At 61.4% G+C, this 22,616-nt stretch carries 19 protein-coding genes; 9 read left to right on the plus strand and 10 right to left on the minus strand.

Translation table 11 applies throughout. The features are described from left to right. Window positions 1-248 precede the first annotated feature (248 nt). The 7 genes from RG836_RS07145 (at window position 249) to RG836_RS07175 (ending at window position 8,157) form a co-directional block, all read left to right on the plus strand. Window positions 249-1,907 carry a Na/Pi cotransporter family protein gene (locus RG836_RS07145; RefSeq protein WP_310844359.1) on the plus strand — a complete coding sequence of 553 codons (1,659 nt, stop codon included), beginning with the start codon at window positions 249-251 and terminating at the stop codon, window positions 1,905-1,907. 192 nt (window positions 1,908-2,099) lie between these two features. Next, window positions 2,100-3,485 carry a M16 family metallopeptidase gene (locus RG836_RS07150; protein WP_310844360.1) on the plus strand — a complete coding sequence of 462 codons (1,386 nt, stop codon included), beginning with the start codon at window positions 2,100-2,102 and terminating at the stop codon, window positions 3,483-3,485. Window positions 3,486-3,571: 86 nt separating this feature from the next. Next, the gene (locus RG836_RS07155) at window positions 3,572-4,600 is read left to right on the plus strand and encodes a DUF5924 family protein (RefSeq protein WP_310844361.1); all 1,029 of its coding nucleotides are present in this window, start codon (window positions 3,572-3,574) and stop codon (window positions 4,598-4,600) included. 51 nt (window positions 4,601-4,651) lie between these two features. Beyond that, window positions 4,652-5,800 (plus strand): ABC transporter permease, encoded by a 1,149-nt coding sequence (locus tag RG836_RS07160; RefSeq protein WP_310844362.1) that lies wholly within the window; start codon window positions 4,652-4,654, stop codon window positions 5,798-5,800. An 8-nt stretch (window positions 5,801-5,808) separates the two neighbouring features. After that, complete coding sequence (locus tag RG836_RS07165) at window positions 5,809-6,600, plus strand: ABC transporter ATP-binding protein (RefSeq protein ID WP_310844454.1); 792 nt, start codon at window positions 5,809-5,811, stop codon at window positions 6,598-6,600. 1 nt (window position 6,601) lies between these two features. Further along, window positions 6,602-7,540 carry an MlaD family protein gene (locus RG836_RS07170; protein ID WP_310844363.1) on the plus strand — a complete coding sequence of 313 codons (939 nt, stop codon included), beginning with the start codon at window positions 6,602-6,604 and terminating at the stop codon, window positions 7,538-7,540. Further along, on the plus strand, window positions 7,537-8,157 hold the full coding sequence (locus RG836_RS07175; RefSeq protein WP_310844364.1) for an ABC-type transport auxiliary lipoprotein family protein: 621 nt from the start codon (window positions 7,537-7,539) through the stop codon (window positions 8,155-8,157). Before RG836_RS07170 ends, RG836_RS07175 begins: the two co-directional genes overlap by 4 nt. Window positions 8,158-8,338: 181 nt before the next feature. On the opposite strand, the gene RG836_RS07180 is transcribed toward RG836_RS07175, so the two are convergent. From RG836_RS07180 to RG836_RS07200, 5 genes are all read right to left on the minus strand, one after another. Then, entirely contained in the window at window positions 8,339-9,568 is a 1,230-nt protein-coding gene (locus tag RG836_RS07180) for a nucleoside recognition domain-containing protein (protein ID WP_310844365.1), read from the minus strand. 198 nt (window positions 9,569-9,766) lie between these two features. Then, the gene (gene gltP / locus RG836_RS07185) at window positions 9,767-11,098 is read right to left on the minus strand and encodes a glutamate/aspartate:proton symporter GltP (RefSeq protein ID WP_310844367.1); all 1,332 of its coding nucleotides are present in this window, start codon (window positions 11,096-11,098) and stop codon (window positions 9,767-9,769) included. A gap of 674 nt (window positions 11,099-11,772) precedes the next feature. Beyond that, the gene (locus tag RG836_RS07190) at window positions 11,773-12,237 is read right to left on the minus strand and encodes an inhibitor of vertebrate lysozyme family protein (RefSeq protein WP_310844368.1); all 465 of its coding nucleotides are present in this window, start codon (window positions 12,235-12,237) and stop codon (window positions 11,773-11,775) included. 2 nt (window positions 12,238-12,239) lie between these two features. Further along, a complete protein-coding gene (locus RG836_RS07195; RefSeq protein ID WP_003177151.1) occupies window positions 12,240-12,404 on the minus strand; it encodes a DUF1328 domain-containing protein in 165 nt (54 codons plus the stop codon). 77 nt (window positions 12,405-12,481) lie between these two features. Further along, entirely contained in the window at window positions 12,482-12,769 is a 288-nt protein-coding gene (locus tag RG836_RS07200; RefSeq protein ID WP_310844369.1) for a hypothetical protein, read from the minus strand. A 434-nt stretch (window positions 12,770-13,203) separates the two neighbouring features. Between RG836_RS07200 and algB the strand changes: the two genes are divergently transcribed. Beyond that, entirely contained in the window at window positions 13,204-14,550 is a 1,347-nt protein-coding gene (gene algB / locus RG836_RS07205; protein WP_310844370.1) for a sigma-54-dependent response regulator transcription factor AlgB, read from the plus strand. Window positions 14,551-14,560: 10 nt separating this feature from the next. Then, window positions 14,561-16,351, plus strand: a complete 1,791-nt coding sequence (locus RG836_RS07210; protein WP_310844371.1) for a KinB sensor domain-containing domain — start codon at window positions 14,561-14,563, stop codon at window positions 16,349-16,351. Between the two features lie 2 nt (window positions 16,352-16,353). Here RG836_RS07210 and RG836_RS07215 read toward each other — a convergent pair whose 3' ends face one another. From RG836_RS07215 to RG836_RS07235, 5 genes are all read right to left on the minus strand, one after another. Continuing rightward, the gene (locus RG836_RS07215; RefSeq protein WP_310844372.1) at window positions 16,354-17,964 is read right to left on the minus strand and encodes an EAL domain-containing protein; all 1,611 of its coding nucleotides are present in this window, start codon (window positions 17,962-17,964) and stop codon (window positions 16,354-16,356) included. A gap of 76 nt (window positions 17,965-18,040) precedes the next feature. Next, window positions 18,041-18,820 carry an N-acetylmuramoyl-L-alanine amidase gene (locus RG836_RS07220; RefSeq protein ID WP_310844373.1) on the minus strand — a complete coding sequence of 260 codons (780 nt, stop codon included), beginning with the start codon at window positions 18,818-18,820 and terminating at the stop codon, window positions 18,041-18,043. Window positions 18,821-18,924: 104 nt separating this feature from the next. Continuing rightward, entirely contained in the window at window positions 18,925-20,991 is a 2,067-nt protein-coding gene (locus RG836_RS07225) for a diguanylate cyclase (protein WP_310844375.1), read from the minus strand. Further along, entirely contained in the window at window positions 20,992-21,867 is an 876-nt protein-coding gene (locus tag RG836_RS07230; protein ID WP_310844376.1) for an endonuclease/exonuclease/phosphatase family protein, read from the minus strand. It lies immediately after the preceding gene. A 14-nt stretch (window positions 21,868-21,881) separates the two neighbouring features. Beyond that, entirely contained in the window at window positions 21,882-22,526 is a 645-nt protein-coding gene (locus RG836_RS07235; protein WP_310844377.1) for a thiol:disulfide interchange protein DsbA/DsbL, read from the minus strand. Window positions 22,527-22,616: the final 90 nt, after the last annotated feature.

The following is a 22,616-nucleotide window of genomic DNA, read 5'->3' on the forward strand; positions in this document are numbered from 1 at the left end:
CAGAGGTAGGGGCAAGCCCCCTCACCACAGTGCTGCGTGATTCTGCGCTGATCAACAAGGGGCCTTCGGGCCCCTTTTTCACGTCTGCATCAAGCTGTTTTTATGACAGTTTTGTTTCAATCGCGGCTTTAGCTATGCGATGCTGGCGCGCAGCCCGTTAGCCAACTACAGCTTAAGTACAGAACGTAGAAGAACGCGCGGTATCGTTAACTTGCTCCTTTGGAGCGCTAGCACCCCAGGGGGCCTGTATGCTCACCCTGCTCAATTTGCTGTCTGCCGTGGCCTTGCTGATCTGGGGCACGCACATCGTCCGAACCGGCATCCTGCGGGTTTACGGCTCCAATCTGCGGCATGTCATTGGCCGCAACATGTCCAAGCGCTGGCTGGCGTTTATCGCCGGGATTCTGGTCACGGCCATGGTCCAGAGCAGCAACGCCACCGCCATGCTGGTGACGTCTTTCGTGGGCCAGGGCTTGATGGCGTTAACCCCCGCCCTGGCGACCATGCTCGGTGCCGATGTCGGTACGGCGCTGATGGCGCGGGTCCTGACGTTCGACCTGTCGTGGCTGTCGCCGCTGCTGATTTTCCTCGGAGTCATCCTGTTCCTCTCGCGCAAACAGACTCGCGTCGGTCAGATGGGCCGGGTCAGTATTGGCCTGGGTCTGATCATTCTGGCACTGCAATTGATCGTCGAATCCGCCGCGCCGATTACCCAGGCGCAAGGGGTGAAGGTGATTTTCGCCTCGCTGACCGGCGACATCCTGCTCGATGCCTTGGTCGGTGCGCTGTTCGCAATGATTTCCTACTCAAGCCTGGCCGCCGTGCTGCTGACGGCGACGCTGGCCGGTGCCGGGGTGATCAGTTTGCCGGTGGCGATCGGCCTGGTGATCGGCGCCAACATCGGCAGCGGCGTGCTGGCGTTCCTCAGCACCAGCATGCAGAACGCCGCCGGCCGCCAGGTCGCGCTCGGCAGCTTGCTGTACAAATTGATTGGCCTGCTGCTGATCATTCCGGTGCTCGACCCGTTGGTGCACTGGATCGACAGCCTGGATTTCAGCCCGCAGGAAATGGTCATTGGCTTCCACCTGCTGTACAACACCGCGCGCTGCCTGATCCTGCTGCCGAGCGTCGGGCCGATGGCGCGGCTGTGCGCCTGGCTGCTGCCGGAACGCCCGGAGCTGAACGGCATGGCCAAGCCGCGCCACCTCGACCCGACTGCGCTGGTCACGCCGAGCCTGGCGTTGGCCAACGCCGCGCGGGAAACCCTGCGCATCGGCGACCTGATCGACAACATGCTCGAAGCCATGCTCGACGTGCTGCGCGGCAAGCAAACCGCGGTGACCCAGGAAATGCGTCGTTTGAGCGATGACGTCGAGGCGTTGTACAGCGCCATCAAGTTGTACCTGGCACAAATGCCCCGCGAAGACCTCAGTGAACAGGACAGCCGACGCTGGGCGGAAATCATCGAATTGGCAATCAACCTCAAACTTGCCGGTGACTTGATCGAACGCATGCTGCGCAAAGTGCAGCAGCAGAAGACTTCGCAGCGCCGTTCATTTTCCGACGTCGGCCTGGAAGAACTCGCCGGCCTGCACAGCCAATTGATTGCCAACCTGCGCCTGGGGTTGTCGGTGTTCCTCAGCGCCGACCCGGAAAGCGCTCGCCAATTGCTGCGCGAGAAACGTCGTTTTCGCGCTCAGGAACGGCGCCTCGCGCATGCTCATGTCAGCCGTTTGCAACGTAAGATCGTGCAAAGCATCGAGACCAGCTCGCTGCACCTTGAGCTGATCGCTGACATGAAGCGCCTCAACTCGCTGTTCTGCAGCAGCGCCTATGTGGTGCTGGAAACCTCCGACACCGGCGCCTTGCCAGTGGACGATCTGGTGGATATCACGCATTCGCCTTGAACGTCTGGCATCGTGGTCAGTCAGTAACTTTGATTCAGCATCATGGCCATTCGCGAGCAGGCTTGCTCCCACAGTGGCTTGCGGTGTTACACATCATTCGTCTACACCACAAAATCCTGTGGGAGCGGGTTTGCCCGCGCTGGCGGCCTGACTGACGACATGGATCTCCATTGGTTTGCCTGGAAGCTTGTTATGCGTTGCCTGCTGTTCGCCTGCCTACTGCTCGGTTCGCTCCCTTCGTTTGCCCTGGATCGCTTTCAGGTCGAGGGCTACGTGCTGCCCAACGGGTTGCAATTGCTGCTCAAACCCGGCAGCGAGCGCGGGCATGTGGCGATTCGGCTGGTGGTGGGCGTTGGCCTCGACGACTTCAGTTGCGATCAGAAAGAACTGCCGCACTTGCTCGAGCATCTGCTGTTCAGTGGCATCGACGGTACGGGTGAAGGTGGGCTGGAAGAACGCATGCAGGCGCTTGGCGGTGAATGGAATGCCTACACCAGCAACGCCGACACCACCTTCGTGATCGAAGCGCCGGCGAAAAACCAGCGCAAAGTACTCGACCTGCTCCTGGCCTTGCTGACTCAAACCCGATTCGACGACCAGGCCATCGACGCCGCCAAACGGGTGGTCGAGCGCGAGGATGGCGGGCATTCCTCGCACCTGCAGCGCTGGCTTGATCGCCAGGACCTCGGCCACAAGGCCAGCAGCCAACTGGCAGTGGAACTGGGCCTGAAATGCCCGCAGCGGGCCGAAGTCGATCAGTTGACCCGCGCGCAACTGGAGACGGTGCGCAAGGAGTGGTACGCCGCCAACAACATGACCCTGATCGTGGTCGGCGAACTCGACCGCTTGCTGCCGGCCTATCTGGAGCGAGCCTGTGGCACTTTGCCGGCAGTTGAGCCGACCGAACACCCGCCGTTGCCAGCGCTGTCCGGTAAGGCTGCCGCAGATCGCCGTCATCTGGTACATGGTTTCGTCGGCGACAGTGCCAAGCTGCACGTGCTGTTCCCCGAGCCGGTACTGGAAGATCAGCCGGACCAGGCGTTCGACCTGCTCAAGGATTACCTCGACTGGGCGCTGTATCGTCAATTGCGGCTGGCGCACAGCTTGTCCTATGGGCCGTGGGCCGAGCGTGAAGTGTTTGGTGGTGTTGGCTTCACCAGCCTCAACGCCGATCTGGAGCGCGCCGATGTGCCTGAGGCCGAGCAAGTGCTGGAGCAACTGAAGGCCGATCTGCTGAAAAACGGCCTCGACCCACAAGCCTTCGCCCGGCTCAAGCAAGCCGCGGTGGCCCGGCAGGCCTGGACGGTCCAGGGCAATCGCGGGTTGGCCGACTACTATTGGGCTAACCTCAGCGACTATGACGACGGCCGCTTCGCCGACCCGGCGAAGGGCCTGCAAGCGGTGACGCTGGAGCAGGCCAACACGGCGCTGCGTGAATTGTTCAAGGAACCGGGCTACGTGCGCATCGAGATGCCGCTGCTCAGTGAGGACGAATTGATGTGGTGGCTGGCCGGCGGTGCGCTGGGGCTGCTCGTCCTCGGGTTTTTGGGCTGGCGCTTGCGCCGCCGAGCCAACTGACCGGCAACCCGTCAAATTTCTCGTCTCATCCGTGCCCCGGCGGTAACCTGTCGAGGATTTTTCCCGACTACCATGTGAAGCGCCGAATGCAGACCCTCAACGTATATGTGCAGCGCATCCTGGAGTTGATGAAGCGCTATCCGGGGGTCATTGCACTCGGTGGCTTCATCTCCGGGGTCGGCAGTTTCATGCTGGTGGATCGTCAGCAAGGCCTGGCGACGTGGATCGCGGTCATTATGCTGGTGAGCTGGATCTGGCTGATGCTGGAAAACAGCCTGACCAAGCTCTTCGCCCGGCTGTTCAAACGGGAAATTCCGGTGCCGCTGCTGCGTTACGGCACACAGATGATCCACCAGGAAAGCTTGTTTTTCGTCCTGCCGTTCTTCTTCATCACCACCACCTGGAACAGCGGCCAACTGTTTTTCACCGGCATGCTGTGCATTGCCGCGCTGATTTCGATCATCGACCCGCTCTACTACAAATGGCTGGCGCCGCGCCGCTGGGCGTTCCTGGCGTTGCACACCCTGACCCTGTTCGCCGCCCTGCTCACCGCGTTGCCGATCATCCTGCACCTGACCACCGCGCAGAGTTTCAAACTGGCGCTGGGCATCGCCATGCTCTTGTCGTTCCCGAGCCTGGCGTCGATTTTCCCGATCCGCACGCTACGCAATGCCCTGGCGATTCTCAGCATTACCTTGGGCATCGGCGGCGTCGGCTGGGTGCTGCGTTCCTGGGTGCCGCCGGCCACGCTGTGGATGACCGACGTGGCGATCAGCACACAGATGCAGGACCGCACCCCCGGCGAGAGCCTCGATGAAGTCAGCGCCGAACAGATTCGCGGCGGCGGCCTGTACGCCTACACCGCGATCAACGCGCCACGGGGCCTGGACGAGCGGATTTACCACGTCTGGCAGTTCAACGGCAAAGAGGTCGACCGCATCGCCCTCGACATCCACGGCGGGCGCAAGGAGGGCTACCGCGCCTGGACCCACAAACAGAATTTCCCCGGCAACCCGGCCGGTCGCTGGCAGGTTCGGGTGTTGACCGAGGACGGTCAGGTGATTGGCGTGTTGCGCTTCAAAATCAAGGACAGCACACCGACCAAAGAAAACTAGTCGGGATCGTGCTATTACGTAGTTCAGCGCAATCGTAAAAGCCCGGAGCTTATGACCAGCAGTCCCTCAGCCGGCAGTGCCGAACTGGATACGTCCAACGCCCCTGCGCTGTTGCGGGTCACCGGCGACTGGACGCTTGCCCACTACGCCGACCTCAAGCGCCAGCGCGACAAGCTGGAAGGCCGGTACGACGCCAGCACCCACATCGATCTCAACGGCCTCGGCGCGCTCGACACCGCCGGCGCGTCGTTGCTGGTGGAGTTGCTGGGGGCCGAGCGCCTCGGACAGTCCCCCCAACACCCCACCTGCACCCTGTCGCCCGCCGACCGTGCCTTGCTGCAAACGGTCTACTGCTCGCTGGCCGACTTCTGCGTGCCGATCAAGGAACCGGAAATCAGCGTCAGTGTGCAACTGCTCACGCGCATTGGCCGGGCGGTGGACGTGGTGTGGAAGGACACCCTGCAACTGCTGGGGTTTGTCGGGCTGATCCTGGAAACCATCGTGCGCGGGTTGCCGCGACCCAAGAGCTGGCGACTGACGTCGGTGGTCTCGCACATCGAGCAGACCGGCCTCGACGCCGCGCCCATCGTCGCGCTGCTGACCTTTTTGGTAGGCGCGGTGGTGGCGTTTCTTGGCGCAACCGTGCTGGCCAGTTTTGGCGCCAGCATCTTTACCGTCGACCTGGTGGCGTTCTCTTTCCTGCGTGAGTTCGCGGTGCTGCTGACCGCGATCCTGATGGCCGGTCGCACTGCCAGTGCCTTCACCGCGCAAATCGGCTCGATGAAAGCCAACGAGGAAATCGATGCGATCCGCACCCTCGGTCTCGACCCGGTGGAATTGCTGGTAGTGCCGCGAGTTCTCGCGCTGCTGGTTGCGTTGCCGATGCTGACCTTCCTGGCGATGCTCTCCGGGATCATCGGCGGCGGCGTGGTGTGTGCGGTGGCGCTGGATATTTCCCCGGCGATGTTCCTCTCGCTGTTGCAGTCCGACATTGGCGTCCAGCACTTTTTGGTGGGCATGGTCAAAGCACCGGTCTTCGCGTTTCTGATCGCCGCCATTGGCTGTCTTGAAGGCTTCAAGGTCAGTGGTAGCGCCGAATCGGTGGGCGCACACACCACCTCCAGCGTGGTGCAATCGATTTTCGTGGTGATTGTGCTCGACGCAGTCGCCGCGCTGTTTTTCATGGAGATGAACTGGTGAGCCGTCCCTTGCAGGTTGCCGGCGAACCGGTAATTGAAGTTCGAGGTCTGTGCAATCGCTTCGGCAGCCAGAGCGTGCACGAAAACCTCGACCTGGATTTGTACAAGGGCGAAATCCTCGCAGTGGTGGGTGGTTCCGGTAGCGGCAAATCGGTGTTGCTGCGCAGCATTATCGGCCTCAATCGGCCGAACGCAGGCTCGGTGCGGGTGTTTGGCCAGGACTTGCTCAACCTTGGCGAACATCAGCGCTCGCTGGTCGAGCGGCGATTCGGCGTGCTGTTTCAGAAAGGCGCGCTGTTTTCCTCGCTGACCGTGACCGAAAACGTCGCCCTGCCGCTGATCGAGCACGCCGGCCTCAGCCGTGAGGACGCCGAGCACCTGGCGGCGGTCAAACTGGCGCTGGCCGGGTTGCCGCTGTCGGCGGCGGACAAATACCCGGCGTCGCTCTCCGGCGGCATGATCAAGCGCGCGGCGCTGGCCCGGGCGCTGGCGCTGGACCCGGACATCCTGTTTCTCGACGAACCCACTGCCGGCCTCGATCCGATTGGCGCCGCGGCGTTCGATCAACTGATCCTGACCCTGCGCGATGCGCTGGGCCTGAGCGTGTTTCTAGTGACCCACGACCTCGACACGCTCTACACCATCACCGACCGGGTGGCAGTGCTGGCGCAGAAAAAAGTATTGGTGGCCGATGCCATCGACAAGGTTTCGGAAACCGACGACCCGTGGATTCACGAATACTTCCATGGCCCACGCGGCCGCGCGGCGCTGACGGCCGCCCAACAGCTAAACGAGGTCTGACATGGAAACCCGCGCCCATCATGTGTTGATTGGCTTGTTCACCGTGATCGTGGTGGCAGGCGCCCTGCTCTTCGGCCTGTGGCTGGCCAAGTCCAGCGTCGACACCGAGTTCAAGGATTACGAGATCGTCTTCAACGAGGCGGTCAGCGGTCTGTCCAAGGGCAGTGCCGTGCAGTACAGCGGGATCAAGGTTGGCGATGTGGTCACGCTGCGCCTCGACCCGGATGACCCTCGGCGGGTGCTGGCGCGGATTCGCCTGGGCGGCGAGACCCCGATCAAGGAAGACACCCAGGCCAAACTGGCGCTGACCGGGATCACCGGCACCTCGATCATCCAGCTCAGTGGCGGCACGCCGCAAAGTCCCAAGCTCAAGGGCAAGGACGGCAACCTGCCGGTGATCGTCGCCGCGCCCTCGCCCATCGCGCGGCTGCTGAACAACAGCAACGACCTGCTGACCAACGTCAACCTGCTGCTGCACAACGCCAACGAACTGGTGTCGCCGGAAAACGTCCAGCGCCTGAGCAGTACCCTCGAACATCTGGAACAGACCACCGGTGCCCTCGCCGAGCAGCGCGGCGACCTGCGCGTGGCGATGCAACAACTGGCGTCGATCGGCAAGCAGGCCAGTGCCACCCTCGAGCAGACCACGGCGCTGATGCGCAACGCCAACGGCTTGCTCAACGATCAGGGCAAGCAGATGTTCGGCAGTGCCGAGCAGGCGATGAAGTCGCTGGAAAAAAGCAGCGAGACCATCAATACGCTGCTGACCTCCAACCAGGACTCGCTCAACAACGGCATGCAAGGCCTTAACAGCCTGGCGCCGGCGGTGCGTGAACTGCGCGATACCCTCAGCTCCCTGCGCGCGATTTCCCGGCGCCTGGAAGCCAACCCCAGCGGCTACTTGCTGGGCGGTGACAAGAACAAGGAATTCACCCCATGAAGCTGACGCCCGTAGCCCTGCTCGCCGGTTTTGCCCTGCTCAGCGCCTGTTCGCTGCTGCCGACGCCCGAGCCACTGGATGTGTATCGCCTGCCCGCCAGCCACAGCGCGGCGCCCTCGCCTCGCGGCCCGGTCATTGATTGGTCGCTGCGGGTGTCGAAGCCGCAAACCAGCGACGTGCTCAACAGCGCGAAAATCGCCGTCATTCCGCAAGGTGATTTGTTCAGCAGCTACAAGGCTTCGCGCTGGAGCGACCCGGCGCCGATCCTGCTGCGCAACCGCCTGCTCGATGGCTTCGCCCGCGATGGCCGGGTGCGCTTGCTGAGCACCGACGACAGCGCGCTGCAGACCGACCTCGAACTGGGCGGCAACCTGCAGGCGTTCCAGACCGAATACGAGGGCAGCACGGCGGTAACGGTGATTCGTCTGGACGCCCTGCTGATCCGCGGCGCCGACCAGCGCATCCTCGCCAGCCAACGCTTCGAAGTGCGCCAGCCTTTGAGCGGCGTGCAAGTGCCGGCGGTGGTCAGCGGCTTTGGCCTGGCCGGCGATCAGTTGACCCGGCAGGTGATTGGTTGGGTGGTCGAGCAAGGGCCGCGCGTGGCGCCGAAGCCCTGAGACACCTCGATGCATTTTTGGCGAGGGAGCTTGGATGCCTTTGTGGCGAGGGAGCTTGCTCCCGCTGGGCCGCGCAGCGGCCCCAAAGGCTGAGCACTCAATCCCTCAGCCAGAGCGAATAGGGTGCCTGCTTCGCAGGCAAGCGGGAGCGAGCTCCCTCGCCACAAAAGCCGGGTTTGGTTTAACCGAAGAACCAGTAGCAGACGAAAATCGCCCCGACCACGCCGGCCAGCTCCGCCAACAGCGCGCAACCCACCGCATGCCGGGCGCGCTGGATGCCCACCGCGCCGAAGTACACCGCCAGCACATAGAAGGTGGTTTCGGTGCTGCCCTGGATGGTCGCGGCTACCAGCGCCGGGAAGCTGTCGACGCCGGAGGTCTGCATGGTTTCGATCAGCATCGCCCGGGCGGCACTGCCGGAAAATGGCTTGACCATCGCGGTCGGCAGCGCATCCACGAAACGCGTGTCCCACCCGGCCCACTCCACCAGATGCCGAATGCCGTCGAGCCCAAAGTCCAGCGCCCCGGAAGCGCGCAGCACACCGACCGCGCAGAGCATCGCCACCAGATACGGCAGCAGGTTCTTGGCCACGTCGAAGCCTTCTTTGGCACCTTCGACGAATGCTTCGTACACCTTCACTTTGCGCAGCGCGCCGATCACCAGAAACAGCATGATCAAGCCGAACAAGGTCAGGTTGCCGAGGATCGATGACAACCCGGCCAGCGCCGTGGCCGAAAGCGTCGCCAGCAGCGCCATGAAGCCACCGAGGATCAACGCACCGGGAATCAGGTAGGCCAGCACCACCGGGTCCCACAGGCGCAGGCGTTGCATCACTGCCACCGACAGCAGGCCGACCAGGGTCGAGCAACTGGTGGCCAGCAGGATCGGCAGGAACACCAGGGTCGGGTCCGGCGCGCCTTGTTGGGCGCGGTACATGAAGATGGTCACCGGCAGCAGGGTCAGCGAAGACGCGTTGAGCACCAGGAACAGAATCTGCGCGTTGCTCGCCACCGTGGCGCTGGGGTTCAGCTCTTGCAGGGCTTTCATGGCCTTGAGGCCGATCGGCGTGGCGGCGTTGTCCAGGCCCAGGCCGTTGGCGGCGAAGTTAAGGGTGATCAAGCCGATCGCCGGGTGGCCGGGCGGTACTTCCGGCATCAGCCGCAGGAACAGCGGCCCCAGGGCCTTGGCCAGCCAATCGACGATCCCCGCCTTCTCGGCAATGCGCAGGAAACCCAGCCACAGGGTCAGGGTGCCGAACAGCAACACCATGACCTCGACCGACAACTTGGCCATGGCGAAGATGCTTTCGACCATGGCGGCGAAGATCCCGGCATTGCCACCGATCAACCACTGCGCCAGCGCCGACACGGCCGCCACGATAAAGAAGCCAAGCCACAGGCCATTGAGCATCAGTCAAATCCCCCAAAGAATGCGCCGAATGATAGCGGGGTCCCCGGAAACGACAAACCCCGGATTTCTCCGGGGTTTGTTACGACGTTCAGCGCTGAACCCTTGTGGGAGCGAGCCTGCTCGCGAATAGGGAGTGTCAGTCGACTGATCGGCTAGCTGACACACCGCTTTCGCGAGCAGGCTCGCACGGGTTAGGTGTTAGTTGCTGGAGATCTCTGCGGCTGGCAATTTTTCTTTGCTGCGCCAGTGCGGCAGGGAATTCCAGTAGCGCTGGCCTTTTGCGTCGTCATACATGCCTTCCCAGCGGGCGATGACCAACACCGCCAAGGCGTTGCCGATTACATTCAGCGCGGTTCGGGCCATGTCCATGACGCGGTCGACGCCGGCAATGAAGGCCAAGCCTTCCAGCGGAATGCCGACGCTGCCCAAGGTCGCCAGCAGCACCACGAAGGACACGCCCGGCACACCGGCGATGCCTTTGGAGGTGACCATCAGGGTCAATACCAGCAGCAATTGCTGACTGATCGACAGATCGATGCCATACAACTGCGCGATGAAGATGGCCGCGATACTTTGGTACAGGGTCGAACCGTCGAGGTTGAACGAGTAACCGGTCGGCACCACGAAGCTGCAAATGGCTTTCGGCGCGCCGTAGGCTTCCATTTTCTCGATCACGCGCGGCAGCACGGTTTCCGAACTGGCGGTGGAGTAAGCCAGCACCAGCTCATCCTTGAAGATACGCATCAGCTTGATGACCGAGAAGCCGAACAGGCGGGCGATCAGGCCAAGCACTACGAACGCGAAGAAAGCAATCGCGACGTAAACCAGGATTACCAGTTTGGCCAGTGGCAGCAGCGAAGCGAAGCCGAAGTTGGCGACGGTCACGGCGATCAGCGCGAACACGCCGATTGGCGCGTAGTTCATGATCATGTGGGTGACTTTGAACATGCTTTCCGACACGCCCTGGAACATCTTCACCAGCGGTTCACGCAGGTCGGCTTGCAGGCTCGACAGGCCGAGGCCAAACAGCACCGAGAAGAAGATAATCGGCAGCATTTCGCCACGGGCCATGGCGGCGAAGATGTTCGACGGAATCAGGTTCAGAATCGTCTCGATGAACGCGTGTTCATGCTGCACTTCGGCGGCGGTGGCCTGGTATTTGGAGATGTCCACGGTGCCGAGGGTGCTCATGTCGATGCCGGCGCCCGGATGGAACACATTGGCCAGCACCAGACCGACCAGAATGGCGATGGTGGTGACGATCTCGAAATAGATGATGGTTTTCAGGCCAATGCGCCCGAGTTTCTTCGCATCGCCGACGCCCGCGATGCCGACGATCAACGAGGAAATGACGATCGGAATCACGATCATCTTGATCAGACGGATAAAGATATCGCCTGCCGGTTGCAGGACGTTGCTGATCCACCAGGCCTTCTCGGCGCTGAAATGGTTGAGCAGCGCACCGAGTGCAATCCCCAATACCAGACCGATGAGGATCTGCCAGGCGAGGCTGAGCTTTGCCTTCTTCATATCTTTACCCTTGCTTGCGTTTAACTCAGGCAGATGCGGAAACCGGGACGCTCGTGGCGATAAGTCGACTGCATCTGCCCCCGTCATGGGTGCCCTGGAGCGCGTTGGCGGCTCTCTGGCAGGCGAAAAAAGGCGCAACTATTCCCATGCAAGCAAGCGACGTCTAATGCCGTAAATGCCTACCCTATGCAGAATCGGCATGAGCTTTTTTATCTGAAAACGACGTCGCAATCGGTTCGAATGCGGCATTTCGGCAGCATTAGGTGCCGTGAACCGGCCACTTCAGGGTTGGTTGAGTGTTTTTTGAACAGGCGGGAAACACTCGAAAATGCGAAAAGTCTCACAGGCGAAGTGAAAAATTCTCTGCAAAATCAAGGCTATTTTTATCGATGGGTGGTCGTGACGAAGCGCTGGCAATCACCATTAAGGTGTCGACGAGAGGGGGCGAAATCTTTCGAGGAGGTCATCGATAGTGCGCCGCAAGTCCGCCAACCCGGTGGTCGACGAACCTGCGTTGCAGCTTTTCCTGACCCGGCCCTTGCGGAGGCACTCCCTGTACCCCTAGGTCACTCCGATCCTGTAGCAATCAGAACATCCCGGCCCCTTGGTCATGCGCTGACCGTCTTCGGGTAGCGCAGGGGAGAAGCGACAAGTTGTCACTTCTTCATGCGAACTCAGTACCAGTTCGGATCTTTTTTCAGCGTTTCCATCAACAGGTTCTGCATGCCTTGGTCGGGTTTGCCAAGGAACCGGTAGGTGGCATGGCGGGTGGGCGATTTATCCGCCGGCAAACCGGCAGGCACGTCGACCAACATCGCGTACGCATCTTTCTTGTCCAGGCTGAAAGCCAGGATCAGACGCTGGCTTTTGCAAGTCGCCTCGGACTCACAGAGCGGGCCAACCAAGTATTGGTTCTTGTCTTCCGTGACGGCGTTCATCTGCTCGGCAGCGCCTGACAGATTCATTACCCATTCCGGCAGGCGTTCTTCCTTCTTCACCACGTCTTGCCAGGTTTCGCGGTACTGCGGGTCGGCGTTCAACAACTCGTTGGCCCGCGTCTGGCCGTCATTGGCCGCCATCGCCATGGCACTACCGCCCAACAGCAGGGCGGCTGCCAATGTCTTCAACATGACGCTCATGGTCAGCCTCGGCCGCGACGGCCGAAGAAGAACGAAGCGATAAACATCACCAGGAATACGACAAAGAGAATCTTGGCGATACCCGTGGCGGTGCCGGCGATACCACCGAAGCCCAGTACGGCGGCGATGATGGCAATGATCAGGAATGTGATAGCCCAGCTCAACATGGTGATTCTCCTTACGCTTTATTTAGAGGTGACGCTGTGTCGCTCGATTCGGTGCATGCGAGCACCGTTTGCATTGCCTAGAACACCCAGCGTTCCTGACGAGGCATATCGGTCACAGGCTGAGCCTGGTCGACGTCCATCATCCGCACGGGTTCGCTGTCAGCCTGATTGCTGCTGGCGGCGCTGAAATGAGTTTGTACCGGGTGTTGAATCGAGAGCGGCTGGACTTCCGGCTGCTGGCTCTGCTGCCATTGCACGAACTGCTGGCCCGCGATCAGGGTGATCAGCAAGGCGAGCAGGACGGTCAGGCCCTGTTGAATATGCAGTGGGGAGATACGCAATTGGGCGGCACGTTGGCGATTCATCCTGAAGCTCCTCCCACACTGGTGGTCATTAGGTTGGGCGTTCATTTGAGCGCCGGTATGAGAGGACTATTGCAGCCTGCATGCCAGCTTTTTCGCCGTTAAAAAATCTATATAAATCAATGTATTAGATCGTTATGGAAAATACCGGCAAACGCATCCTGCACGATGCGTCCTAGGACGCCGTGCGAAATGCACGATTAATTTGTAGGAAAAAGATAATTTTTGAGTCGAAGTGATACGGCGGATGTCAGAAAAGCAGGCAAGAATGGGTCAGATGCTTCCTTGAATCGAAAAAAATCAGTGAATTCAGTCTATTGGCCTGTTGTATGACAGATAGCTAACCTGTTGTAGGCGATATCGATCAGAATCGACCATGCAACTTGCCCGATTTATCCGACACTAATCATCATTATTCTGTAAGGAGCGTAGGAAACATGGAATCCGCCACTGAGCATCAAGGCCGCATTCTGCTGGTGGACGACGAGTCCGCCATCCTGCGTACTTTCCGTTATTGCCTCGAAGACGAGGGCTACAGCGTTGCCACCGCCAACAGCGCGGCCCAGGCCGAGGCACTGTTGCAACGTCAGGTCTTCGACTTGTGCTTCCTTGATTTGCGCCTCGGCGAAGACAACGGCCTCGATGTCCTGGCGCAAATGCGCATTCAAGCGCCGTGGATGCGCGTGGTGATCGTCACTGCGCACTCGGCAGTTGATACGGCGGTGGATGCGATCCAGGCCGGCGCAGCAGATTACCTGGTCAAGCCGTGCAGCCCGGACCAGTTGCGTCTGGCCACCGCCAAGCAATTGGAAGTGCGCCAGCTCTCGGCGCGGCTCGAAGCGCTGGAAGGCGAAGTACGCAAGCCCAAGGATGGACTCGACTCTCACAGCCCGGCCATGAAAGTGGTGCTGGAAACCGCACGGCAAGTGGCTAGCACCGACGCCAACATCTTGATCCTTGGCGAATCCGGCACCGGTAAAGGCGAACTGGCGCGGGCCATTCATGGCTGGAGCAAGCGCGAGAAAAAGTCCTGCGTGACCATTAACTGCCCGTCGTTGACCGCTGAGCTAATGGAAAGCGAATTGTTCGGTCACAGCCGTGGCGCGTTTACCGGCGCCAGTGAAAGCACTCTCGGGCGGGTCAACCAAGCCGACGGCGGCACGTTGTTTCTCGACGAGATTGGCGATTTTCCCCTGACGTTGCAGCCTAAGTTGCTGCGTTTCATCCAGGACAAAGAATATGAGCGCGTCGGCGACCCGGTGACACGCCGTGCCGATGTGCGAATCCTTGCCGCCACCAACCTCAATCTCGAAGACATGGTCCGCGACGGGCGTTTCCGTGAGGACTTGCTCTATCGCCTCAACGTCATCACCTTGCACCTGCCGCCACTGCGCGAGCGTAGCGAGGACATCCTGACGCTGGCCGATCGTTTCCTGGCGCGCTTCGTCAAGGAATACGCCCGGCCGGCCCGTGGCTTCAGTGACGAGGCGCGGGAAGCGCTGTTGGGTTACCGCTGGCCGGGCAACATTCGCGAATTGCGTAACGTGGTCGAGCGCGCCAGCATCATTTGCCCGCAAGAGCGGGTGGAAATCACGCACTTGGGCATGTCGGAACAGCCGGCCAACAACGCCCCGCGCGTTGGTGCCGCGATGAGCCTGGATGAACTGGAAAAGGCCCACATCGGCGCAGTACTGGCCACCGCCGGCACCTTGGATCAAGCCGCCAAAACCCTGGGCATCGACGCTTCGACGCTGTATCGCAAACGCAAGCAATACAACTTGTGAGCATCGTCCGATGAAACTGGCGATGAAGTTGCGCACACGGTTATTCCTGAGCATCTCGGCGCTGATTACCGTGGCCTTGCTGGGTCTGATGCTCGGGCTGGTCAGCGTGATGCAGATGGCCAGCACTCAGGAAGTGCTGATCCGCAATAACTTCCTGAGCCTGGAAGTAGGCCAGAAACTGCGCCAGACCCTGGGTGATCAGTTGGTCATCCTGCTGGACAAGTCGCCGGACATGCAGGCTTTCGAGGCATCTAAACAGCACTATTTCCAGCTGCTCGAAGATGGCATCAGTCATCAACAGGTCGGAGACGGCACTGAATATGGTTTCGATCAGGCCAAGGCCGACTACCTGCTGTTTCTGCAAGCGGTGGACAAGTCCCGGGAGCCGGATCAAGCCTTGGTCGGCAACGAGGAATTGACCGAGCGCTTCAACAACTTGCGCAATGGCTTGATCAGTGAACACAAGCGCGCCCTCGACAACATTCACGAAACCCAGCGCCGGGTCCATGATCGCGCGGTACTGGTGGCCGGGCTGCTGGGACTGGTGGGGCTGGCGGTGCTGATCATTGGCTTCGTCACCGCGCACGCCATTGCCCGACGTTTTGGCGAGCCGATCGAGGCGCTGGCCAAGGCCGCCGACCATATCGGCCAGGGCAATTTCGAAGTGACGCTGCCGATTTCCTCGGCGGCGGAGCTCAACCAGTTGACCCGCCGCTTCGGCATCATGGCCCAGGCGTTGCGCGAGCATCAGGCGACCAATGTCGACGAACTGCTGGCCGGTCAGCAGCGCTTGCAATCGGTGCTCGACAGCATCGACGACGGTTTGCTGATGATCGACCGTCAGGGCTGCCTGGAGCACCTTAACCCGGTGGCGCAGCGCCAATTGGGCTGGGATGAAACCCGCGTCGGCCAGGGCTTGGGCACGGCGATGTCACGGCCCGAGCTGGATGCGCAACTGCAACTGGTGCTGCGCGGCGGCACCCTAGAGCGCGCGCCGGAAGACCTGGCCATCGAAGTGGATGGCGAATCGCGCCTGCTCACCTACAGCCTCACGCCAGTCAGCCACACCCAGGGGCATATCCTCGGCGCAGTGATGGTGTTGCATGACGTCACCGAGCAGCGCGCCTTCGAACGGGTGCGCAGCGAGTTCGTGCTGCGCGCCTCCCACGAGTTGCGCACGCCGGTCACCGGCATGCACATGGCGTTCGGGCTGTTCCGCGAACGGGCGAAATTCCCCGAGGACTCCCGCGAAGCCGATCTGCTGGACACAGTCAACGAAGAAATGCAGCGCCTGATGCAACTGATCAACGACTTGCTGAATTTCTCCCGCTACCAGAACGGCCTGCAAAAACTCACGCTGGCGCCGTGTTCGATCGACGATTTGCTGGAGCAGGCCAAGGGTCGCTTTGCCGAAACCGCCGAAGAGAGAGGCATCGCCTTGCTGGTGGAAGTGCAGGGGCCGCTGCCGCGTTTGCAGGCTGATCAGGTGCAACTGGATCGGGTGCTCGACAACCTGATCGACAATGCCCTGCGACATACCGGGCGCGACGGGCATATTCGTTTGCAAGCGCGGCGACACGGCGAGCGGGTGATCATCAGCGTCGAAGACAACGGCGAAGGCATTGCCTACGGCCAGCAAGGGCGGATCTTCGAGCCCTTCGTGCAGGTCGGTCGCAAGAAGGGCGGCGCCGGCCTTGGCCTGGCGCTGTGCAAGGAAATCGTGCAGTTGCACGGCGGGCGCATGGGCGTTTATTCCCGGCCGGGGCAGGGCACGCAGTTTTACATGGCGCTGGCGGTCTGACCTCAGGCTTCGTCATCCAGGCGTCGGCTGCCCCGGCGGCCTGGGGTGATCAGCTCGATCAGTTGCACGGCGCTCAACGCATGGGCGAACAGCCAGCCCTGGCCGAACTTCACCCCCTCACTGCTCAGTAGCGCGGCTTGGGATTCGAGCTCGATACCTTCGGCAATTACCTTCAATTGCAGTGCCTGCGCCATGTGAATGATGTGCGGCGCCACGCCACTACTGGCGGCATCGTGGCCCAGCGCATCAATGAAGGCCTTGTCAATTTTCAGGCAATCCACCGGCAGGGTTTGCAGATACGCCAGGCTGCAATAACCGGTACCGAAATCATCGATCAGCACTTGATGCCCGACATCGCGCAAGGCTTGCAGGTTTTCCCGCGCGACGACCACATCGATAAGGCCGCGCTCGGTCACTTCGAACGCGATTTGACGCGCCGCTACCCGATGCAACGCCAGCAGTCGCGCCATCACCTGGCCGATGCGGGGGACCATCACGTCACACGCGGCCAGATTGACCGAGATGTACAACTGCGGGTTGGCGCGCAGTAGCTGGCCGAGTTGTTCGAGCAGGCGTTGCAGCACGAAATCGGTCATCTGACGGATCTGCCCGGTGTTTTCCGCCATCGGGATAAACAGGTCGGGACTGGTCAGCGTGCCGTCAGGTCGGCGCCAGCGCAACAAGGCCTCGGCCCCCACGCAGTGGCGGCTGTCGAGGTCGAAAATCGGTTGATACAGCACCTGCAACTCGCCCCGCCGTATCGCCCCGTGTAGCTCGGCATCCAGCGACTGGCGCTGGCGCACCAGCAAGAACACCAGAAACCCGACAAAAGCGCCGAGCAGCAGGCTGGCCGGCAGTAGCCACCACCACGCGGCAGGGATGGGCAGCCCGGTGCGCGGGGTAATCAGCACCAGTTGATATTCAGGGTTGTCGGTGGGCATGCGGTAAATCAACCGCGTGGAGGTGACGTGCAGCGCGTTTTTATCCGACGGTGGCCAGGCTTCGGTAGGTGGCCAGACCTGCGCGGCACCCATTACCGGGATCGCGCGCTGGCCGTGGTCGAGCACCACCAGCAAGCTGCTGCCGGGTGACAGGTCAACCATGTCGGTAAGGTGGCCGCGCGAGGTGGCGACCCGAAAGTTGCCCCGGCCGAGCATCAGCGCCGCACGGTTCTCATCGGGTTCGGTGGTAGTGTTTAGCCAATAGCTGTAGGTCGGCCCCTGAATATCCGGCGCGCGCATCTCCGGCAGACCGGCCTGCAGCGGTCGGTTGGAACAGAACAGACGCCCGTCGGAATAAGCGGCTTCATACACAAAACGGTAACTGAAGCTGACTTGCTGCAACGTGGCGATCATGTCGATGCTGCAGCCGCGCAGGGGCTGGTTTTGGAGATCGTCGAGGCTTTCGCGCAATTGCCCGAACAACTGTTCCAGGCGGGCCAGAAATCGCTCGCCTTGGGCGTTCATTTCCTGGCTTTCGTTCTGCTGCACCTGATGCTTTGCCAGCACCAGGCTCCCTGCGCCCAGCAGGCACGCACTGAAGACAGCCGCGAGCATCGCCACGAACCAAGGGCGATAAAACAAGCGACGCAGCGTCTCTCGGGCAGCAGCCATCACGGGATATCCGAAGAATTACCAATGAGTTATAGCTGCTAATTGAGGATTTGCTGCGACCGTCGGGCGGGCGTCATTATTTTGTCTGATTGAGGGTTTGCAGGATCGCGGCGCTCTCGGCGTCCGGGTTGCCGTCGAAGCGGGAAGGGCGGTAGCGCATCTGGAATGCCGCCAGCACATGGCGGGTGGCAACATCGAGCTCGCCGGTTTGCGGCGTCGAGTAGCCGAGGCGCGCCAGTTCATTCTGGAACCAGCTGATGCTTGGCGGCTGTGAGGCGAATTGCGCTTGATAGCGGGCGACGGTCTGCGCATTCGGCCACACGCCCAGGCCTGCGTCGGCCAGCCGTTTCCAGGGAAACAGCGGACCGGGATCAAGCTTGCGCAGCGGGGCGATGTCGCTATGGCCGATGATATTGCGCGGGTTAATGCCGTTGCGCTGGCAGATGTCTTTGAGCAGGACAATCAGCGCTTGGGTCTGCGCTTCGCTGTAGGGGTACCAGAGTCGGCCGGTCGGGGTGTCCTTGAACCCGGGATTGACGATTTCAATGCCGATGGAGCTGGAATTGAGCCAGGTTCGGCCCTCCCATTCGCTCTCGCCGGCGTGCCAGGCGCGCTGGTTTTCATCGATCAGCTTGTAAATGGTCGCTTTATCGTCGTCGCCGATCAGGTAATGGCTGCTGACTTCGCCGTGGGTCAGTAACGCCAGCGAGCGTTCCAGCGACGCCGAGGTGTAATGCACCACCACGAACTGGATACGGCTGTCGTAATTGACGGAAGGATGGCTGGTGTCGAAGCGCGGACCGCTGGCACATCCGGCCAGCAGCAATATCGACGCAATCAGAGCAAGGCATTTCATGGCAGAGGACAGTACACGCAAGACAATATTGCAACAGTGTAACGTACTCCCTCGATCCCGGATCGCTGAAACCGCGCTTTAAACAAAATGGAACACTTTGCCTGTCAGCCGAGTTCGACCCGATTGCGTCCGGCATTTTTCGCCCGGTACAGCGCCTGATCAGCTCGTTTGAGCACTAGATCACTCGGTTCGCCGGATTTAAACGCCGTCAGCCCCATGGATACGGTGATAGTCACGCGCTCGCCCTTGAAGTGAAACGGGCACGCCTCAATCGCCGCGCGCAGGCTTTCCAGCAACTTGGCACCGACAGCCGGCACCGTGCCTGGCAGCAGTACGACGAATTCCTCACCGCCAAAGCGGGCGATGAAATCCGTGCCGCGCAGGCGCTTACGCAGCACGGTGGCGATGATCTTCAGGACTTTGTCGCCGGCCAGGTGGCCGTAGTTATCGTTGATGCTCTTGAAGTGATCGAGGTCCAGCATGGCCAACAGCAGGGTATTGCCGTGTTGTTGCCATTCGCCGATCTCGTGCTCCAGCCGTTCGCTCCAAGCGGCCCGGTTGGGCAGACCGGTCAGCGGATCGACCAGTGCCTTTTGCCGTTGTTCTTCCAGGTGTTCGCGGTAGCCCAGGGCTTCCTGCTCCATGTGCGCGACCCTCTCTGACAGGCCTTTAAGGCGCGCGGCGACTTCCTGCTCGCGCTGGTCACGCTGTTTCTGGTGCTGATCCATGGTGCCGAGCAGGCCTTCGAGGTGGTTCTCAAGAACCTGCTTGAGGTCATCGAGGTCGGCGGCTTGCTGCATGCTGCTGTGCAGACCGCCGACCTGTTCGCGGATCTGCGTGTCCATGTCCCGGGCGGCGGAGTGACTGTCTGCATGGCCTTCGCTCGCCGCTTGCAAGTTGCTCTGGAATGACTCCAGACGCTCATTCAAACGCTGCAGGTAGGCTTCGAATTCATGCTGGCCGCTGTCGGTGATTGCGAGCATCAGCGTCGCCAGATCGTCGAGGATCGGTAGCAACTCGTACCAGTTCAGGCCGTTTTGCAGCCGGTCGCGCATGGCCTCGGCTTGCGGGCGATGGCGCTCGGGTAAGGCCAGGTCTTCGAGCAGGCCAAGCAGGGTGTCCTCGATGTGTTTGGCCACCGAACTGTAGGACGGCTCTGGAGAGTCGGGCAGGGCGTATGCCGAGTCTTGTTCGTGGTCGTGCTCGAGTTGGTCGCCCTCGAGGGGGATTGACGGTTGCTCGCTTTCGGCCAGGGCAGGCAATCCAGACGGCGCAAGCGGGGTGACCTCGTCGGGATTGCCCTGTGCCGCTGCGGGTTGCGGTTCGAACTCCGGCAACGATTGGGCGGAGACGGGCTCGGGCGGACTGATCGATACCGAAGGTTCGGCAAGCGCGGGGGGCGGCGATTCGGCGACCGGAGCGGCGAGGGCCTGGATCACCTCCTGCGGGGAGGCGGGCTCAGCTCCGGCTTCGGCCTTGCCGGGTGCAATCTCGGTACTGACTGCTTCGATGTCCGCGGCGCGGGGCGCAAGCGGGTGCTCCGTGGGTGCAGGTTCCGGTGTCTGGTTGACGGGCGCGGGTGCCGTCGATTGCGGATGAGCCGATGGCGCTGCGGACTGGTCGTTGGAGGCGGGCACTGTTTCATCCGCCTGCGCACCGAATAAGCGTTGCAGCAGGCCCGGCCGATGGGGCTCGGCGGGGGTTTCCAACTGGCTTAGGGCTTTGCCTTGCAGGCCGCTCAACTCGCTGAGCAGCAGGGGGATTTCCCGTGCCTGGCTGACGCGGCTGTCCAACTGTTTGGCGAAATTCTTCAGCGGCCGGCTGACTTCCCGGGGCAAGGGCAGTTTCTGCAACTGCGTAACCAGCGCGGTGAGGGCGCTGCTGGTCTGGTTGATCCGAGTGGCGCGACGCTGCTCGGAGTCGAGCACGGCTTTTTCCAGGCGGGGCAGCAAGGCCGCGAGGCCGGCGTCCATCTCATCGGAGCGCACCACGTCGCGCATTTCCTTCATGCATTGATCGACGGCGCGGTCGGTGCCTTCGGCGGCCAGAGTGCTGCGTACCAAGCCACGGCGCAACAGGTCGAGACGCGCGTCCCAGCGGCGTTCGAGTTTTTCCTGTTGTTCAATGCTCTTGAGGTATTTCTCTTTCCAGCGCTGTGCGTCGTCGCTCATTCATGGGGTTCCGCGAGGGTCAGGACTCAACGCGGGCAATGCATCAGCCGTGAGCGAACCCGGCAAACGAATCTCGACCGCGACCGGCAGGTGATCGGAAATCGGCTGTGCCAGTACTGCGACCTTTTCCAGGGTCAGGGTCGGACTGAGCAGGATGTGGTCCAGGCAGCGCTGCGGGCGCCAGCTGGGGAAGGTGGCTTCGACTTGCGGGGCGAGCAGGCCGAGGTCGCGCAGCGGCGAGTTTTGCAGCAAATCGCTGGCGTGGGTGTTCATGTCTCCCATCAGCACCTGGTGTTTGTAGTCCCCGATCAGCTCGCGGATGTACGCCAGTTGCATCGTCCGCGTTCGGGCGCCAAGGGCCAGGTGCATCATTACCACCACCAGCGCTTCGGGGCCTTCGCCGAAACGCACGAGAATCGCCCCGCGACCCTTGGGCCCCGGCAGCGGATGATCCTCGATCGCCCACGGCTTCAAACGGCTGAGCACACCATTGCTGTGCTGGCCGAGACGCCCGAGGTTGCGATTGAGTTGTTGATACCAATACGGGAAGGCGCCGAGTTGCGCCAAGTGCTCGACCTGGTTGACGTAGCCCGAGCGTAGGCTGCCGCCGTCGGCCTCTTGCAGCGCGACCAGATCGAAGTCGCCCAGCAGGTTGCCGATTTTCTGCAGGTTATCGGCGCGCCCCGTGTGCGGCAGCAGGTGCTGCCAGCCGCGGGTCAGGTAATGCCGATAGCGCTCGGTACTGATGCCGACCTGAATGTTGAAGCTGAGCAGGCGTAGACGGCTGTCTGCGGGTAAGCCCGTGGATGACAGGTGATGCTCGTTGACCCGCGGTTCATGCAGGCCAACGATGCGTTCGGTTCCCCAGCGGCGCATGGCGCGGGCCGCGCTTAGTTCGCTGCGACCTTGTTGGCGGCCGCTCGCTCTTTAGCGATCAACTGGTCGGCCAGTTGCAAGGCTTGTTCGGCACCGCCAGCGGAGCCGATATCAAAGCGGTATTTACCGTTGACGATCATGGTAGGCACGCCAGTGATCTCGTATTTCTTGGCCAGCTCTTTGGCCTGGACAATTTTGCCTTTGATGGCAAACGAGTCGAAGGTGGCGAGGAATTTCTCTTTGTCGACGCCCTGAGTGGCGATGAAATCGGCCATCTCGTTCTTGTCGGTCAGCTTCTTGTGTTCTTTCTGGATCGCATTAAAGACTGCTGCGTGCACGTTGTGCTCGACACCCATGGCTTCGAGGGTCAGGAACAGTTGACCGTGAGCGTCCCAAGGACCGCCGAACATGGCGGGAATGCGCACGAAGTTGACGTCGGACGGCAGTTTTTCAACCCAAGGATTGATCACCGGCTCAAAGGCGTAGCAGTGCGGGCAGCCATACCAGAACAACTCGACGACTTCGATCTTGCCAGGCACGGCCACGGGCACGGGATTGGCCAGTTCGACATAAGGGGCGGCGGGCGCTTCGGCCGCTTGGGCGGTGAAGCCGAACAGGCTGGCAGCGACGAGAGCGGCGCTGATGATCAGATTACGCATGCTTTACTCCTGGGCAAATAAGGTCGCCTCGCGCGACCTGTTTTCAGACAGGTCCTGGCGGGCTTGAGTTCGCTAGTGTAACGGCAGCGG

This window comes from Pseudomonas rhizozeae, assembly GCF_031583775.1.
In the GTDB taxonomy this organism is placed as follows: Bacteria; Pseudomonadota; Gammaproteobacteria; order Pseudomonadales; family Pseudomonadaceae; genus Aquipseudomonas.

What these genes read in the sequence shown, in the direction of transcription:
- RG836_RS07170 (WP_310844363.1), top strand. Translation starts at nt 6,602, where the DNA reads ATGGAAACCCGCGCCCATCATGTGTTGATTGGCTTGTTCACCGTGATC.
- algB (WP_310844370.1), top strand. Translation starts at nt 13,204, where the DNA reads ATGGAATCCGCCACTGAGCATCAAGGCCGCATTCTGCTGGTGGACGAC.
- RG836_RS07145 (WP_310844359.1), top strand. Translation starts at nt 249, where the DNA reads ATGCTCACCCTGCTCAATTTGCTGTCTGCCGTGGCCTTGCTGATCTGG.
- RG836_RS07210 (WP_310844371.1), top strand. Translation starts at nt 14,561, where the DNA reads ATGAAACTGGCGATGAAGTTGCGCACACGGTTATTCCTGAGCATCTCG.
- RG836_RS07155 (WP_310844361.1), top strand. Translation starts at nt 3,572, where the DNA reads ATGCAGACCCTCAACGTATATGTGCAGCGCATCCTGGAGTTGATGAAG.
- RG836_RS07190 (WP_310844368.1), bottom strand. Translation starts at nt 12,237, where the DNA reads ATGAGCGTCATGTTGAAGACATTGGCAGCCGCCCTGCTGTTGGGCGGT.
- RG836_RS07225 (WP_310844375.1), bottom strand. Translation starts at nt 20,991, where the DNA reads ATGAGCGACGACGCACAGCGCTGGAAAGAGAAATACCTCAAGAGCATT.
- RG836_RS07195 (WP_003177151.1), bottom strand. Translation starts at nt 12,404, where the DNA reads ATGTTGAGCTGGGCTATCACATTCCTGATCATTGCCATCATCGCCGCC.
- RG836_RS07235 (WP_310844377.1), bottom strand. Translation starts at nt 22,526, where the DNA reads ATGCGTAATCTGATCATCAGCGCCGCTCTCGTCGCTGCCAGCCTGTTC.
- RG836_RS07220 (WP_310844373.1), bottom strand. Translation starts at nt 18,820, where the DNA reads ATGAAATGCCTTGCTCTGATTGCGTCGATATTGCTGCTGGCCGGATGT.
- RG836_RS07150 (WP_310844360.1), top strand. Translation starts at nt 2,100, where the DNA reads ATGCGTTGCCTGCTGTTCGCCTGCCTACTGCTCGGTTCGCTCCCTTCG.
- gltP (WP_310844367.1), bottom strand. Translation starts at nt 11,098, where the DNA reads ATGAAGAAGGCAAAGCTCAGCCTCGCCTGGCAGATCCTCATCGGTCTG.
- RG836_RS07175 (WP_310844364.1), top strand. Translation starts at nt 7,537, where the DNA reads ATGAAGCTGACGCCCGTAGCCCTGCTCGCCGGTTTTGCCCTGCTCAGC.
- RG836_RS07160 (WP_310844362.1), top strand. Translation starts at nt 4,652, where the DNA reads ATGACCAGCAGTCCCTCAGCCGGCAGTGCCGAACTGGATACGTCCAAC.
- RG836_RS07230 (WP_310844376.1), bottom strand. Translation starts at nt 21,867, where the DNA reads ATGCGCCGCTGGGGAACCGAACGCATCGTTGGCCTGCATGAACCGCGG.
- RG836_RS07180 (WP_310844365.1), bottom strand. Translation starts at nt 9,568, where the DNA reads ATGCTCAATGGCCTGTGGCTTGGCTTCTTTATCGTGGCGGCCGTGTCG.
- RG836_RS07200 (WP_310844369.1), bottom strand. Translation starts at nt 12,769, where the DNA reads ATGAATCGCCAACGTGCCGCCCAATTGCGTATCTCCCCACTGCATATT.
- RG836_RS07215 (WP_310844372.1), bottom strand. Translation starts at nt 17,964, where the DNA reads ATGGCTGCTGCCCGAGAGACGCTGCGTCGCTTGTTTTATCGCCCTTGG.